At 70.7% G+C, this 14,714-nt stretch carries 16 protein-coding genes and 1 pseudogene; 12 read left to right on the forward strand and 5 right to left on the reverse strand.

The window, feature by feature from the left end; translation table 11 throughout:
- Window positions 1-27: 27 nt before the first annotated feature.
- Window positions 28-807 (reverse strand): enoyl-CoA hydratase/isomerase family protein, encoded by a 780-nt coding sequence (locus HD596_RS41135; RefSeq protein WP_313046302.1) that lies wholly within the window; start codon window positions 805-807, stop codon window positions 28-30.
- Between the two features lie 132 nt (window positions 808-939).
- On the opposite strand from HD596_RS41135, the gene HD596_RS41140 reads away from it, so the two are divergent.
- The 12 genes and pseudogenes from HD596_RS41140 to HD596_RS41195 form a co-directional block, all read left to right on the forward strand.
- On the forward strand, window positions 940-1,320 hold the full coding sequence (locus HD596_RS41140) for a nuclear transport factor 2 family protein (RefSeq protein WP_185074842.1): 381 nt from the start codon (window positions 940-942) through the stop codon (window positions 1,318-1,320).
- Between the two features lie 111 nt (window positions 1,321-1,431).
- The gene (locus tag HD596_RS41145) at window positions 1,432-2,580 is read left to right on the forward strand and encodes a serine hydrolase domain-containing protein (protein ID WP_185074843.1); all 1,149 of its coding nucleotides are present in this window, start codon (window positions 1,432-1,434) and stop codon (window positions 2,578-2,580) included.
- Entirely contained in the window at window positions 2,577-3,440 is an 864-nt protein-coding gene (locus tag HD596_RS41150) for an SDR family NAD(P)-dependent oxidoreductase (RefSeq protein ID WP_185074844.1), read from the forward strand. Before HD596_RS41145 ends, HD596_RS41150 begins: the two co-directional genes overlap by 4 nt.
- Window positions 3,437-4,384, forward strand: a complete 948-nt coding sequence (locus tag HD596_RS41155; RefSeq protein WP_185074845.1) for an alpha/beta hydrolase — start codon at window positions 3,437-3,439, stop codon at window positions 4,382-4,384. Before HD596_RS41150 ends, HD596_RS41155 begins: the two co-directional genes overlap by 4 nt.
- Before the next feature lie 13 nt (window positions 4,385-4,397).
- On the forward strand, window positions 4,398-5,309 hold the full coding sequence (locus HD596_RS41160; protein ID WP_185074846.1) for an SMP-30/gluconolactonase/LRE family protein: 912 nt from the start codon (window positions 4,398-4,400) through the stop codon (window positions 5,307-5,309).
- Complete coding sequence (locus tag HD596_RS41165) at window positions 5,306-6,229, forward strand: SDR family NAD(P)-dependent oxidoreductase (RefSeq protein ID WP_221519749.1); 924 nt, start codon at window positions 5,306-5,308, stop codon at window positions 6,227-6,229. The genes HD596_RS41160 and HD596_RS41165 overlap by 4 nt, the downstream gene beginning before the upstream one ends.
- Window positions 6,226-7,443 (forward strand): cytochrome P450, encoded by a 1,218-nt coding sequence (locus HD596_RS41170; protein ID WP_185074847.1) that lies wholly within the window; start codon window positions 6,226-6,228, stop codon window positions 7,441-7,443. The genes HD596_RS41165 and HD596_RS41170 overlap by 4 nt, the downstream gene beginning before the upstream one ends.
- Window positions 7,444-7,469: 26 nt before the next feature.
- Window positions 7,470-7,781, forward strand: a complete 312-nt coding sequence (locus tag HD596_RS41175) for a 2Fe-2S iron-sulfur cluster-binding protein (RefSeq protein WP_313047637.1) — start codon at window positions 7,470-7,472, stop codon at window positions 7,779-7,781.
- Window positions 7,778-9,052, forward strand: a complete 1,275-nt coding sequence (locus HD596_RS41180; RefSeq protein WP_185074849.1) for an NAD(P)/FAD-dependent oxidoreductase — start codon at window positions 7,778-7,780, stop codon at window positions 9,050-9,052. Before HD596_RS41175 ends, HD596_RS41180 begins: the two co-directional genes overlap by 4 nt.
- A 51-nt stretch (window positions 9,053-9,103) precedes the next feature.
- On the forward strand, window positions 9,104-9,370 hold the full coding sequence (locus HD596_RS41185; RefSeq protein WP_185074850.1) for a nitroreductase/quinone reductase family protein: 267 nt from the start codon (window positions 9,104-9,106) through the stop codon (window positions 9,368-9,370).
- A gap of 276 nt (window positions 9,371-9,646) precedes the next feature.
- The gene (locus HD596_RS41190; protein ID WP_221519750.1) at window positions 9,647-11,221 is read left to right on the forward strand and encodes a DUF5597 domain-containing protein; all 1,575 of its coding nucleotides are present in this window, start codon (window positions 9,647-9,649) and stop codon (window positions 11,219-11,221) included.
- 429 nt (window positions 11,222-11,650) lie between these two features.
- Window positions 11,651-11,818: pseudogene (locus tag HD596_RS41195) on the forward strand (ISL3 family transposase); the annotation flags it as partial.
- Window positions 11,819-11,857: 39 nt separating this feature from the next.
- Here HD596_RS41195 and HD596_RS41200 read toward each other — a convergent pair.
- From HD596_RS41200 to HD596_RS41210, 4 genes are all read right to left on the reverse strand, one after another.
- On the reverse strand, window positions 11,858-12,130 hold the full coding sequence (locus HD596_RS41200) for a YciI family protein (RefSeq protein WP_221519751.1): 273 nt from the start codon (window positions 12,128-12,130) through the stop codon (window positions 11,858-11,860).
- 202 nt (window positions 12,131-12,332) lie between these two features.
- Entirely contained in the window at window positions 12,333-12,641 is a 309-nt protein-coding gene (locus tag HD596_RS62615) for a hypothetical protein (RefSeq protein WP_246555215.1), read from the reverse strand.
- A complete protein-coding gene (locus HD596_RS41205; RefSeq protein ID WP_313046303.1) occupies window positions 12,638-13,756 on the reverse strand; it encodes an MFS transporter in 1,119 nt (372 codons plus the stop codon). The genes HD596_RS62615 and HD596_RS41205 overlap by 4 nt, the downstream gene beginning before the upstream one ends.
- 92 nt (window positions 13,757-13,848) lie before the next feature.
- Window positions 13,849-14,709 (reverse strand): SDR family NAD(P)-dependent oxidoreductase, encoded by an 861-nt coding sequence (locus HD596_RS41210; protein ID WP_185074852.1) that lies wholly within the window; start codon window positions 14,707-14,709, stop codon window positions 13,849-13,851.
- Window positions 14,710-14,714 lie beyond the last annotated feature (5 nt).

The raw sequence follows: 14,714 nt of genomic DNA on the forward strand, positions 1-14,714 counted from the left end.
GGGACAACCGCACCCCCTGAGCGTGGGTCACTCCCCGCGGAACACCGGGGAGCGCCGCTCAAGGCTCGCCGCGATGCCCTCGGCGCAGTCCGCGGTCGCCCACAGCCGCGCCTGCTCGGCCAGTTCGTGCTCCAGAGCCTCGGCGACACGGCGCGCCAGACCGGCCCGGAGCGTCGAGCGGATCGACCTCACCGCCAGCGGGGCCGCCGACGCCAGCTCACGTGCCCAGGCCATCGCCTGCTCGCGCTGTCGGCTGGGCTCGGCCAGCCGGTCGGCCAGCCCGATGCGATGTGCCTCCTGGCCGCGCACCGGCCGGGCGCTCAGCAGCATGCCGGCCGCCGCCTGCCGGCCGACGATCTCCGGCAGCGTCACGCTCAGCCCGAACCCCTGATGAAAGCCCAGCATGGCGAAGTTCGCGACAAACCGGGTGTTCTCATCGGCGACCCGGAAATCGGCCGCGCAGGCCAGCCCCAGCCCTCCACCCACGGCGGCGCCCTGGACCGCGGCGATGATCGGGGTCCGGATCTCGAACAACTGCGCCGCCCGCCGGTACAGGCGCTCCGACACGGCCACCCGGTCGCCGTCGAAGCCGCCGCCCGTCCCGAAGTCGGCGCCGGCGCAGAAGTGCTTGCCCTCGGAGGCCAGGACGAGCACCCGGCAGTCCGCGCTGCCGTCCAGTTCGCGGGCAGCGTCCACGAGCAGGCCGATGAGATGCTCGTCGAAGTAGTTGGCGGGCGGCCGGCGCATCTCCAGGAGCCCGACCCCGTTCTCCACCGTGACCGACAGATCCTCGCTGTCTGCTTGCACGAACGGCCTCCGCAATGTCGGGGATGAGTTCGCCTTCCACCCTGCCGGACGCCGGTCGCCGCCTCCCCCGAGGCGTCCGCTCAGTGGACGTCCGCCCTCGGACGACCGAGATCAAGACCAAAGTACATCTCCATGACCTCCGATATCGCCAACCTCCTGCACGCGTTCGCCCGCCTGGCCGACGAAGGAACCCCGCACGACCTCGGCGCCCTGCTCACCGACGACGTCGAGTGGGCGATGGCCGGAGCGCGCTGGCGCGGGCGCGAACAGACCGTTGCCGGGCTGACCCGGATGCGCGAGCTCGGGCACGCCGGTCCGGAGTCGGGCAACCGGCATGTGATCACCAACCTGGAGGTGCACGCCACCGGCGACCACGCCACCGCGTTGTCCTACTTCCTGCTCGTGTCGGCCGGCCCGCCCGCGGCGATCGTCGTCGCAGGCTCCTACCGGGACGAGCTCGAACGCGGCCGGGACGGCCACTGGCTGCTGGCGCGCCGCGAGGTGACGACCTGAGACGCGCAAGCCGTCCACTCACCGGAACACCGTCCAGCAACGGCGTCGCCTCCGCCCTAGCGTCGGGTCACCAGCCCGCAAGCGATGCCGCTCACCGCAGGGGGACAGCACATGACAACCACCGATCCTCGCCTCGGCAAGGCCCTTGATCGCGCGCTTGATCTGGGGGAGATCGGCATCGCCGTGGCCGCCTACCACCGCGGCGAGCTGATCGTCGACGCGGTCGCCGGAGTCACCGACGTCACCACGGGCGCACCCGCCGACGAGCGCACCCTGTTCCCGGTGTTCTCGGTGACCAAGGGCGTCACCGCGACCGCGCTCCACCTGCAGGCCGAGCGCGGGCTGGTCGACCTGCAGGCGCCGATCGCCCGGTACTGGCCGGAGTTCGCCGCGGGCGGCAAGCAGGCCATCACGGTCGAGCAGGCCCTGTCGCACCGGGCGGGCATCCCGCAGATGCCAGAAGGCGTCACCCCGGAGCTGCTGGCCGACTGGGAGTGGATGACGGACCGGATCGCCGCCTTCACCCCGCTGTACGAGCCGGGCACGACCAGCGCCTACCACGTCCTGGTCTGGGGCTGGATCGTCGGCGAGGTCGTACGCCGCACCGATCCGGCGCACCGGCCCTTCGACGTCTTCGTCACCGAGGAGATCTGCGCGCCGCTCGGCGTCACCGACTTCCACCTCGGCGTCTCCGGCGACGACCTCGCACGCGTGGCCACCCTGTACGGCGGCAACGCGTTCGCGATCTCCGACGAGCACAACATCAGCCCCCAGGCCGTCTTCCCCGGCTCCGACGTGCACAACCAGCCGGTCATGCAACAGGCCGTGGACCCCGGGGCGGGCGCGATCGCCACCGCGGGCTCGGTGGCCAGGATCTTCGCGATGCTGGCCGAAGGCGGGCAACTGGACGGCGTCCGGCTGCTGTCGCCGGACAGGGTCGCCACGTTCACCCGCCCACGCACGGACGCGCACGCCCCCGACCAGGTGCTGACCATCCCGGTGTGGTTCGGCGCGAACGGGTTCTGGCTCGGCGGCGAGCCGGGCGCCTCCGACCCGCTCGTGGGCGACCACCGTTCCGTCATCTACAGCCCCGGCGCGGGGGGCTCCGTCGCCTGGGCCGATCTCCGCGACCGGATCGCGGTCGCGATCTGCCACAACAACATGGACGCCCCGGTGAGCGCGGGACCCGGCAGCACCTTCGAGCCCGTGGTGCCCGCCATCCGCGAGATCGTCGCCGAGCGTGAAGGGAGCATGCGATGAGTACGCCACGGGAGCTGTTCGGCGGCGGCGTCGCGGTCATCACCGGAGCCGGTGCGGGCATCGGCGCCGGCCTGGCCCGGTACGCAGCCCGTGAGCTCGGCATGACGGTCGTGCTCGCCGACGTCGATGCCGCCGCGATCGCCGCTCTGCGGGCCGAACTGGAGCAGGACGGCGCCCGCGCCCTCGACGTCGTCTGCGACGTGCGCGATCCCGACGCCGTCGAGCGCCTGGCCGCGACCGCCTTCCGAGACGCCGGTCCCGTCAGGCTCCTGGTCAACAACGCCGGCGTCGAACAGTTCGGCTACCTGTGGGACACCCCCGTCGCCAACTGGGAGCGCCTGGTGTCGATCAACATCAGCGGCGTCTTCCACGGCATCAAGGCGTTCCTGCCGCGCATGATGGCTGAGCCAGGACGCTCGTGGGTGTGGAACCTGTCGTCCATCGGCGGGGTCAGCGCCAGCCCTCTGCAGGCGCCGTACATCATGAGCAAGCACGCCGTCCTGGCGCTCACCGAATGCCTGCGCCAGGAGGTCGAACTTGCCGGGCACGTACATCACGTCCACGTCCAGGCGGTCCTGCCCGGCGCCGTGGCCTCGAACATCTTCGAGTCCGCCGGCGCCGTCGAGGACGGAGACGTCGCCGCCGCCGAGGACCACCGCGCGGCCATGCTGCAGATCAAGGCCCAGGCGATGGACCCGTTCGACGCCGCCCGGGTGTTCTTCGACCAGGCCGCCGCGGACGAGTTCTACCTGCTGTCGCAGCCCTTCGTCGCCGACGCCATGGCCGAACGCGCCGACACCCTGACCCGCCGCCGCGCCCCGCGCCTGCCGCAGGGCGAGTTCACCGTCCCCGCCTCATGACCTCGCCCGCCGAACTGGACCCGGACGCCGCCGCGATCGCCGCCGCGGTGGCCGGCGTGCCGCCCATGCGCGAGCGCGGCCTCGACGCGATCCGCCAGGCCATGGAGGCGATGCCGCTGCCCGCGGATCTGCCCGTCATGGCCGTTACGCAGGACCGTCTGATCGACGGGCCGTGGGGGGAGATCCCGCTGCGCGTCCACCGCCCCACCCTCGACGAGCGCGCGCCGGTGCTCGTCTATTTCCACGGGGGCGGGATGTGCCTGGGCTCCAACCACTCCTTCGAGCCGCTGGCCAGGCACCTGGCCCACCACAGCGGCGCCACGGTGGTGTCGGTCGGATACCACCTCGCGCCGGAATCGCCACCTCCCGCCCAATTCGACGACGCCTACACCGCCACCGTCTGGACCGCCGAGCACGCCGGCGACCTGCAGATCGACCCGAACCGGCTCGTCGTCATCGGTGACAGCGCGGGCGGCACCCTCGCGGCGGCGGTCGCCCTGGCCGCGCGAGATCGAGGCGGACCGGCGATCAGCTGCCAGGTACTCGCCTACCCCGGCATCGACCGGGATCTGGCCGCCCGGTCGATGTCGCAGTACGCGCAGGCGCCCATTCTCACCCGGGACGACGTCCTGTTCCTGAACGAGAACGCCGACGCCGGGCAGGGCCACCCGGACAGCCCCTACCGCATCCCCGCCTACGCCGCCGACCTGAGCGGGCTGCCGCCGGCCATCGTGGTGACGGCCGCATGCGACCCGATCAGGGACTGGGGCGAGCGCTACGCCCGCCGGCTGCGCGAGGCCGGCGTCCAGACCACCCACACCCGCTACCCCGGCACCTACCACGGCTTCCTCGCCCAGTCGGACCACCTCGCCCGAGGCCGGCTCGCCGTCGCCGAGATCGGCGCGCTGCTGCGCGCCAAGTTCGCCTACCCGCTGCCCTTCTGACCTAGGAGAACCCGTGGCCGATCCGTTCGCCGACGCCCGCGTGCTGGCCGCCAAACAGCTGTCGAGCGGCTACACCTGGGCCGAATGCCCCCGGTGGCACGACGGGGCGCTGTGGTTCAGCGACATGTACGCGCACCGCATCGTCCGCCTCGACGACGACGGCACCCCGCACACCGTGCTGGACCTGTCGCAGCGCACGTCCATCAACGGCACCGAGGTCATCCCCGGCGGGTTCGGCTGGCTGCCCGACGGCAGGCTGATCGTCACCTCGATGCACGAACGGCTCGTGCTGGCCTTCGACGGCGAGCAGGTCACCGTCCACGCCGACCTGCGGGAACTGGCGAGCGGGCCGATCAACGACATGGTCGTGGACGGCGACGGCCGCGCCTACGTCACCCAGCTCGGCTTCGAACTGTTCCAGGGGGAGGAGCCGCGTGACTCGCCGCTGCTGGTGGTGGAGCCCGCCGGCACCGCGCACGCCCTGACCGACCTGGGCGGCATGTCCGGCGCGAACGGCATCGCGATCACCGCCGACGGCAGCCGCGTGCTGACCGCCGAGGCGTTCGCCAACCGCATCACCGTGCTGGACCGCGACAAGTCCGGCCGCCTGGACGGCCGGCGCGTCTTCGCCGAAACGCCCTCCTTGCCGGACGGCATCTGCCTGGACGACGACGGCGGTGTGTGGACGGGAATGCCCGGAGTGGCCGTGGCCCGCTTCGTCGAAGGCGGCGCCATCACCGACGTGGTGCCCTTCGACGCCACCGAGGCCCTGCCACCCGCCTGCGTGCTCGGCGGCGCCGACCGGCGCACCCTGTACATCTGCGCCGGCCTGGACGTCATGGACTGGGCGGAGTCCCGGCGCAACCGCCGCGGAACCATCTGGCAGGTCCCGGTCCAGACGAGCGGCGGAGCCAACCGCCCATGACCGAGAAGGGATCCACTGTGGACCTGCTGTCCTTCCACGACCGCGTCGTCATCGTGACCGGCGCCGGGCGCGGCATCGGCCGGGCGCACGCCCTGCTGCTGGCGACCCGCGGCGCCGGCGTCGTCGTAGCCGATCTCGGTGCCAGCGTGGACGGCTCCGGCGTCGAGGACGACGATCCGGCCGCCGACGTCGTCGCCGAGATCCGCGCCGCCGGCGGGCGGGCCGTCGCCTGCCGCGCCGACGTCGCCACCGAGGCCGGTGCCGCCGCAGTGGTCGAAACCGCCCTGGCCGAGTACGGCCGGCTCGACGCGGTGGTGAACAACGCCGGCATCGTCCGGACCGGGCACTTCGACGAGATCCCGATCGAGGAGTACCAGCGCCACCTCGACGTGCACTTCTTCGGCTCCCTGTACGTCTGCCGCGCCGCCTGGCCGCACCTGATCGCCTCCGGCACCGGCCGGGTGGTCAACACGGTCTCCGCCGCGATGCTCGGCAACCCGCTGATGACCCACTACGGCAGCTCCAAGGGGGCCGTCTTCGCCCTCACCCGCAACCTCGCCATCGAGGGCGCCCCGCACGGCGTGCTGGTCAACGCCCTCGCGCCCGGAGCCGGCACCCGCATGGCCGAGAACTCGGCCGACTCGCTGTCCCCCGACGTCATGCAGTACCTGCGCACCCAGCTCCTGCCCGAGCACGTGGCCCCCGTGGCCGCCTACCTGACCCACCCCTCCTGCCGGGTGAGCGGCGAGGTCTTCAACGCCGCGGGCGGCACCGTCAACCGGCTCGCCGTCGTCACCACCCAGGGCATCCACGAGCCCGGCCTGACCATCGAGACGGTGGCCGAACGGTTCGACGACATCATGGCCCTCACCCCCGAGGCGCGGCCGGAAACCATCACCCTGACTTCGACGGAGAGATGATGACCACCCACATCGAGTTCCCCTTCGCGCCCCGGCCCCCGGCCGAGGCCGTCGAACACCTGCGGCGCCTCATGGCCGACCGTCCCATGACCAAGGTCACCATGCCGTACGGCGGTGACGTCTGGATCGTGCACCGCAACCAGGCGGCCCGGCAGATGCTCAGCGACCGGCGCTTCGTCCGGGAGCCGTTCCGCACGGGGGAGCGGGAGGTGCCGTTCTTCGTGCCCTTCCCCGACTTCCTGCGCACGACGTTGCAGTTCGAGGATCCGCCCCAGCACACCAGGCTGCGCAAGCTGGTGCAGAAGGCGATCTCGCCGCGGCGCGTACGCGACATGCGCGACTCGGCGGTCGCCTTCGCCAACGAGCTGATCGACGGCATGATCGCCCGGGGCGGAGTGCGCAACCTCGTCGCCGAGTACGCGGTACCGCTGCCCATCGAGATGCTCAGCTCGCTGCTGGGCGTGCCGTCGTCGGATCGGGAGAAGTTCGAGCGGTGGAGCTCCTCCACCCTTTCCGTGGCCGGGAAGTCCGAGCAGGAGATCGCCGCCGACATGGGCGAGCTGGCCGCGTACATGACCGACCTGATCGCGAAGCGGCGGGCGGAACCCCGGGACGACCTGCTCAGCTCCCTGGCTCACGCCCACGAGCGGGACGAGACGCTCACCGACGCCGAGATCCTGCCCATCGCGTTCCTGCTCATCGTCGGAGGCTTCGACAACACCGCCAACTTCCTGACCACCGGCGTGCTGTCGCTCCTGCGCTCCGACGAGCAGCGGGAGCTGTTCCTGACCGACCCCGACGCCCTGGCCCCCACGGCGGCCGAAGAGGTGCTGCGCCACGGCGCCTTCATGATGGGCGGGCCCGTAGGGGGTGGAGGCGGCCTCGTGCCGTTCGTCGCGACAGAGGACGTGGTCATCGACGGGCAGCTGATCGCCGCAGGGGAAGCGGTCAGCATGGACCCGGGCGCCGCCAACCACGACCCCGGCGTCGTACCGGAGCCGGGCCGCTTCGACATCACCAGGACCGACAACCCGCACCTGATGCTCAGCTACGGCATGCACCACTGCCTCGGCGCGCCCCTGGCCCGCATGGAACTGCAGGTCGGTATGGCCGAGATCTTCAAGCGGCTGCCACAGCTGCGGCTGGCCGGCGAGCCCGTGGTCCGCCATGACGTGCTGACCCAGCCGATGACCGACCTGCCCGTCACCTGGTGAACGCAAGGAACAGCGCATTGCCGAAAGTGTTCTACACCCAGCCCGACGGCCGCCAGGAAGTGATCGAAGCGGCCGCCGGCGACTCGGTCATGCAGACCGCCGTCCGTAACGGCGTCTCCGGCATCGTCGGCCAGTGCGGCGGCTCGCTGTCCTGCGCCACCTGCCACGTCTTCCTGGCCGAGGAGAACGCGGGCGACTTCGCTCCCGTCGGCGACGACGAGGACGAGATGCTCGACTGCGCCGCCACCGAACGCCAGGACAACTCCCGCCTGTCCTGCCAGCTCGTCCTGCGCGAGGGCCAGGAGGTCCACGTGACCGTCCCGGAAGCCCAGCTGTGAACCTCCTCATCGTGGGCGCGGGCCAGGCCGGCGTGCAGCTCGCCGGCAGCGCCCGGGAACTGGGCTGGGAAGGTCCCATCACCCTCGTCGGCCAGGAACCGCACGCCCCCTACGCCCGGCCCCCGCTGTCGAAGGCGTTCCTGAAAGGGGAGGCCCCGCTCTCGTCACTCGCGCTGCGCAGCGCCGCCTTCTTTGCGGACAAGCGCATCGATCTGGTGACCGGGGAGCACATCGACCGGATCGACCTCGCCGGCGACGGCGCGGGCATGGCCACCTCCGCCACTGGCGGCCGCTGGAGGTTCGACCGTCTCGTGCTGGCCACCGGCGCGCGCTCCCGGCGCCTCCCGATCGAGGGCGCCGACCTCGACGGCGTGTTGTCGCTCCGCGACGTCCGCGACGCACAGGCCCTCGCTGAGCGCCTGGCCACCGCCACAGCCGTGGTCGTCATCGGCGGCGGCTTCATCGGTCTGGAGGTGGCCGCCACCGCCGCCGCGGCCGGCGTACCGACGACCGTGGTCGAAGCCGCGCCCGCGCTGATGAACCGCGTCGTCAGCACGGCCACGGCCGACATCATCGCGACCGCGCACCGCGCCGTCGGCATACAGATCCGCACGGGACTGCGCCCCGTCCGCCTGCGCGGCACGGACGGCGCGGTCGCCGCTGTGGACCTGGACAACGGCGAGGAACTGCCTGCGGACCTCGTTGTCATCGGCGTGGGCGCCCGACCCCGGGACGAACTGGCCCGCGCCGCCGGACTGCACTGTGCCAACGGCATCGTCGTGGACGCCCGTTCCCTGGCCTCCGACGGCCACACCATCGCCATAGGCGACTGCGCGAACCTTCCCGACCCGTCCCCCGGGTGGGACGACGCTCCACGGGTGCGGCTCGAAAGCGTCGACAACGCCGTCGAGCAGGCTACCTCGGCCGCCGCCACGCTGGTCGGCCTGCACCGCCCCCACCGCGGGGTCCCCTGGTTCTGGTCCGACCAAGGAAAGCTCAAGCTGCAGATCGCCGGGCTGGCCCGCCCGGACGACGAGGTCGTCCTCCGCCCCGGCCGGCGCCCGGGGCAGCACACGGTGCTGCGCTACCGGGGCCCGCGGCTGGTCGCCGCCGAATGCGTCAACAGCCCCGCCGACTTCCTCGCGGTGCGCCGGGCTCTCGGCGAGGGCCTCTCCCTGCCACGGACGACGGCCAGGGACACCGCTTTCTCGCTGAAGGAGCACCTCGCCATCGCACAGCGCGCCGACATCAAGGAGTCGCGACGCCCATGACAGGCCCGTACGAACCGAGTCCGGTCAGCTGGATAGCCCAGGACGCCCTTGATGCGGGTCACCGACGGCACTCGTTACGCTGTCGTCGCATCCCAAGGCGGTGCGCCGACGAACCCCTTCTGGTTCCACAACATCCTGGCCGCCCCGCATGTCTCCCTGCAGGACGGCGCGGTCATCCGCGACTACGTCGCGCGCCGCGTAGAAGGCGAGGAGCGCCGCAAGTGGGTGGCCGTGGCCGTCGAGACCTGGCCCGACTACGAGGAGTACCGCAAGCGGACCGACCGCGACATCCCCGTCTTCGTTCTCGAGCCCTCCTGACCGGCACCCGACGCGAGATCTCCGGTCGACGCGATCCAAGCTCTCTCCCAGCAGACGAGCGGCCGTCGCCGGGTGAGACTGGGCGATCCGCCTGACACGTCAACGACGTCGAGCAGGGTGCGGGCAGCAGAAGGCACCGGCGGAGTCGTGCGTGCCGCCCCGGGACCGTGCCACAGGCCGGTGTGACCGACCCATCCCGCACGCCTTCAACCACCCCTTTCCTCCATAGACCTCTCCGCGGAGACACAGGATGAACGACAGCACTCCAACATCCCGATGGAACGGCTCCTATATCGCCGTCGACGGCGCCCCGTTCCCGACATCGGCGCCGAGGTGCACAACTCGAGTTCGAGCACGGTTCACGCAATCGCCGAGTCTTTCTCCACAGTGCGAGAGCTCGGCGCGAACACCGTGCTGGCGCCAGTGGCGTGGGATCTCTTCGAACCGGCGGAGGGTACGTTCGATTTCTCGCTGATCGACACGATGATCTCCACGGCAGCCGGCCTCCGGTTGCGGTTGATCCCAATGTGGTTCGGGACGTGGAAGAACGCCGTATCGACCTACGTGCCACGCTGGGTCAAGACCGACCTCGATCGTTTCCCTCGTGCCGTTGTCAGCGGCGGGCGCCGCATTGAGCATCTCACGGCGTTCTGTCCTGAATCCCGTGATGCCGACGCCCGCGCGTTCGCCGCGTTGATGCGGCGCATTCGCGAGGTCGACACGGACGGCGTCGTTCTGGCTGTGCAGGTGGAGAACGAGATCGGACTTCTGGGAGACACACGCGACCGAGGCGAGCTCGCGGAATCCGCCTTCGCGTCGGCTGTGCCTGCCGAAGTGGTGGACGCTGTTGCGAGCGACCCGTCGATGCCGCTGCATGCTGAGTGGGTCGATCACGGATCCCGCCGAGAGGGCACTTGGTCGGAGGTCTTCCCCGATGGTGACCGGCGGGACGAGGCTTTCATGGCGGCGGCGTTCGCCGCCTACGTCGGTCGCGTCGCAGCCGCCGGCGCCGCGGAGCACGACGTGCCCTTGTTCGTCAACGCCTGGTTGGATGCCGACAGCGTGCTCGATGGACCCGTCGCCGTCGCGGGGGGCAAACGCCCGGGAGACTATCCCAGCGGCGGCCCGGTCATTCCCGTGGCCGCGATCTGGGAGAAACTCGCGCCCGCACTGCACTTCCTCGCGGTCGACATGTACGTCGACGGGGGAGAGGACGTGTTCGAGGCCTACCGCAGCCGCCGCGGCCGGCTCTTCATACCGGAACTGCGCGCGGACGCCGTCGGCATCGGCCAGATGTTCTCCGCGCTCGGCACCCACCGTGCGCTGGGTGTGTCGCCGTTCGGAGTGGACAGCCTCGACCCCTGCGATGCGGGAAGCGCTCAGCTCATCGATGCGTACTACCTCCTCAGGGCAGCCGCGCTCCTCATCCGCCAGAATCCGGATGCTACCGTCCGGTCGTTCGTGCTGTCAGAGACCCAGCCGGAAGCTCAACTGCACTTCGGCGACGCCACCATCCACATCCACTCCAAGGACGAGTGGGGCACGGTCACCCCTGTCTATCCTGCGTACGGGATCGTGATCGAGGACGGTGACGGCCTGTACATCATCGGGCGCGGGTTCTGGATCACGCTCGCCGGCAGCGACGACAAGCAGGTGTCATTCGCGTCGGCAACCCACTACCGCCTTGAGGGGGAAGCCCTGCGGCCGGTCCGGCACCTCAACGGTGACGAGACGGCAGGCGGGACCCTCATTCCCTTCCCGTTCACAGGGTCGCCGCTGGTTCCCGGGCGCGTCATCCCGACCCGAATTCCCGACGCGGGTATCGCTCGCATATCCGTCTACTCGTACTGACCATCACGGGGAGCATCGATCATCGGGGTCACGATCTGGATCTGCGGTACGGATCGTGCCCTGACGATGCGTCGCCGGCAGTGGAACATCGCTCACTCACCCGGCGGCAAACGATCTGGTGGTCGGGCGGGACGGGCGCAGATGGCGGACAGGTCGTGGGCGAAGCGGTCGACGAGGGCAGCCAGGCCCACGACTTCATCGGTGCGGGGCACGCCGGGGACGGCGACTGGCCCGACGGCTCAAGCTCTCGTGGTCCGGATGCGGCCGGCGCCGGCCTTGCAAGGGAACACGGCCTGCAGCGGAACCTGGAGACGGTCATCCCTCGCCTGCCTCCAACGCCGGTCGAAACCAGGCTCGTGGCTCGGCGACATCGCTCGAGCCGGCGCCTGCGCGGGGACCGTTCTGGGGCGAGACGCAGGCGTGCAGCGCTTGCTGGAATGCGCCCGCCGCCTGGGCCTGGCGCTCAACACCGTGAAACGCTACGCCCGGGTCAGCGAACCCGAACGGCTGGCGCGTGTGCCGAAGTACCGGCCCACGCTCGTCGACCCGTTCCGCGACCATCTGCGCCAACGCCGGGCCGAAGACCCCGCCGTCCCGGCCTCACCCTCCCGTTCCACCACGGCGGCACCGAAGGCGTCAGCACCATGTACGGACGCACTGGACCACCCAGAACCCGCCGAGCTGTTCCTTGGTCCCGGCGAACGGGCCGTCGGTCATCGTGGTCGTGCCGTCGCCGGGGCGTACGACGGTGGTGGCGTGCGAACCCGCCAGCCCGCCGACGAACACCCAGCAACTGGCGGCCTGTATGTCGGCGGTGACCTGGCTGGTGCGGGCCCGCTGCCGCAGGTCCTCCTCGGCCGGCCACGGCGCGTTCTCGTCGAACTGGACGGCCGGGCGGTACTCCCTCACGGCGAACTCCTTCGTAAGGGGATGCCGGGGCACACCGTCATCATCAAGCCCGCACCCCTGCGCCCGGCCGTGGCCGTCTGCACCCGCACGACTCCCTGTTACGCCAGGCCCGCCAGGCATGGGCCACCGATCCGTCGCAAAACCACGTCCGCCTGGCCTTCTACCTGCTGCCCATCACCCAAGCAACATCTTCAGAACACTCCTAGGTGGCCGGCGCGGCCTCGAGTACCGGGCCGGTCTGTTGGTCCTTGTCGGTGGTGTCGTCGTCGCCGCCGTGCGCGTTGGGCACATGCCGGAACGCCCGCAGGGCGAGGACGGCCAGGCCCGCGTAGAAGGCGGCGCTGACGAAGCCCACCACGTGCACCCCGGAGGTGAACGCATCGCGGGCCGCGTCCAACAGGTCGCCACCCTGCTCCGCGGGCAGCCGACCCACCACGGCGACCGCACGGTCGATGCTTTCCCGGGCGGCGTCGGCCACGCCGGACGGCAGGGAGCCGAGCGCGCCCCTCACGCCGGCCCGGTACACCGCGGTCCCGAGCGTGGCGAGCGTGGCGATGCCGAAGCCGGTCGCGAACTCGGCGGGTAACCGGTCCCGGCGACCAGCAGCCCGCCCGCGATCAGGTACGCCGGGCGGATCCGGCCGGCCAGCGGCGGGGTGGACAGGTTGCCGATGATCATCAGCACGTTGGGGACCATCAGGAGCAGGCCGGCTGTCAGCGGGCTCAGGCCGGTGACGTTCTGCAGGTACGACGTGACGAGCAGGAGGGTGCCGGCGCCCACCACGGCGGTCACGAACATCAGGGTCAGCGCGGAGCGGAACGTGCGGTTGCCGAACATCCGCAGGTCGAGCATCGGGCGCTCCAGATTCCGCTGCCGCCGGACGAACACCACCCCTGCCGCGATGCCGGACACCAGCGCCACGGCGGGCCACCACTGCCAGCCGCTGCGAACCAGTTCCTTCAGCCCGTAGACGAACGGCAGGATCGCCGCGAGGCACAGCACGACACTGACCGGGTCGAGCCTGCCCGCCTGCGCCGCGCGCCGGCCGGGGAGCAGGAAGGGGCCGCACACCAGCAGCAGCACCATTCCCGGCACGGCCACCAGGAACACCGACCCCCACCAGAAGTACTCCAGCAGTACACCACCGACGAGTGGGCCGAGCGTCAGCCCGCCCATGAAGCAGGTCAGATAGATGGCCAGGGCGCGGCTGCGTTGCCTCTGGTCGGTGAACATGCCGGTGACCAGGGCCAGCACCGACGGCATCACCGCGGCGCCGGCCACGCCGAGCAGCGCCCTGCTGGCGATGAGCATTTGCGGGCTGGTGGAGAATGCGGCGGCCACCGAGGCGATGCCGAACACGGCGCCGCCGATGAGCAGGAGTTTCTTGCGGCCGATCCGGTCACCGATGGTGCCCATGGTGACCAGGAAGCCCGCGATCAGCAGGCCGTAGATGTCCACGATCCACAGCTGTTGGATGCCGCTCGGCGCGAGCGCGGCGCTCAGGTGCGGAACGGCCAGGTACAGCACGGAGAAGTCCATCGAGACGAGGAACGTGGGCAAGCCGAGCACGGCCAGCCCTACCCATTCCCGCGGCCCGGCTCCGGGCCGCGTGTTCGCAGTGGTCACAACCTCATCCCTTCCGTAGGGCGACTGGCGCGTCGCCGGCCTGTCACCTTGGCTACGAACGGACTCGACGCCATTCGACACCGCCAAAAGAATCAGAAGACGTTCTCACCCTCGGCCGAAAGGGGCGTCTCGTCGGAGACACTGAGACTGACTTCTCGCCAGGCCTCGTCGCCGGCGGCGAGTTCCTGTGCCGCCTGCTGCGCCAACGGCACGGCATCGGTGCCGAGCAGCAGGCGAAGGGGGGCATCATCGCGGCCGGCGATGTCCCGGACCACCTGGGCGACACGGCGCGCGCTCGTCGCCTCGTGACCGGAGGCGGCGCGCACCTGCTTGGCGAACGCGCCGATGGTCGACTGGTACGGCGCGCTGGGCTGCGCAATCGTCATCGACGAGCCCGCCCAGTCGGTACGCATACCGCCCGGCTCGAGAACAGTGATCTTCACTCCGAACGGCGCGAGTTCATGGGCAAGGCCGCTGGAGAATCCGGTGACGGCCCACTTCGCCGCCTGGTAGGCCGTCAGACCAGGGGCGGAGAAGCGGGCACTGAGCGAAGAGACCTGGATGAGATGACCATGGCCCTGCTCGCGCAGGATCGGCACGACCGCCTTGGAAACGTTGACGACGCCGTAGAAGGTGGTTTCGATCTGCGTCCGGAAGGAGTCGATCGTCGTGTCCTCGAACGAGCCGAGGTCGCTGTAGCCGGCACTGTTGACGACGACATCGATGCGACCGAACCTTTCCACGGTCTGAGCCACCGCGCGCACGGCCGCGGCATGATCGGTCACGTCCAGGCGCAGCGCAAGCACTCTGTCGCCGTAGGCGTCCAGGAGATCCTCCAACCGCTCCGGGGTACGCGCCGTCGCCGCCACCCGATCACCGGCTTCGAGTGCGACCTCGACGAACGCGCGGCCCAGACCGCGCGAACTTCCTGTCACGAACCACACCTTGGACATGGACA

Source organism: Nonomuraea jabiensis (assembly GCF_014204795.1).
Lineage (GTDB): Bacteria > Actinomycetota > Actinomycetes > Streptosporangiales > Streptosporangiaceae > Nonomuraea > Nonomuraea jabiensis.

What these genes read in the sequence shown, in the direction of transcription:
- HD596_RS41185 (WP_185074850.1), top strand. Translation starts at nt 9,104, where the DNA reads ATGCGGGTCACCGACGGCACTCGTTACGCTGTCGTCGCATCCCAAGGC.
- HD596_RS41210 (WP_185074852.1), bottom strand. Translation starts at nt 14,709, where the DNA reads ATGTCCAAGGTGTGGTTCGTGACAGGAAGTTCGCGCGGTCTGGGCCGC.
- HD596_RS41190 (WP_221519750.1), top strand. Translation starts at nt 9,647, where the DNA reads ATGGAACGGCTCCTATATCGCCGTCGACGGCGCCCCGTTCCCGACATC.
- HD596_RS41155 (WP_185074845.1), top strand. Translation starts at nt 3,437, where the DNA reads ATGACCTCGCCCGCCGAACTGGACCCGGACGCCGCCGCGATCGCCGCC.
- HD596_RS41150 (WP_185074844.1), top strand. Translation starts at nt 2,577, where the DNA reads ATGAGTACGCCACGGGAGCTGTTCGGCGGCGGCGTCGCGGTCATCACC.
- HD596_RS41170 (WP_185074847.1), top strand. Translation starts at nt 6,226, where the DNA reads ATGATGACCACCCACATCGAGTTCCCCTTCGCGCCCCGGCCCCCGGCC.
- HD596_RS41145 (WP_185074843.1), top strand. Translation starts at nt 1,432, where the DNA reads ATGACAACCACCGATCCTCGCCTCGGCAAGGCCCTTGATCGCGCGCTT.
- HD596_RS41140 (WP_185074842.1), top strand. Translation starts at nt 940, where the DNA reads ATGACCTCCGATATCGCCAACCTCCTGCACGCGTTCGCCCGCCTGGCC.
- HD596_RS41165 (WP_221519749.1), top strand. Translation starts at nt 5,306, where the DNA reads ATGACCGAGAAGGGATCCACTGTGGACCTGCTGTCCTTCCACGACCGC.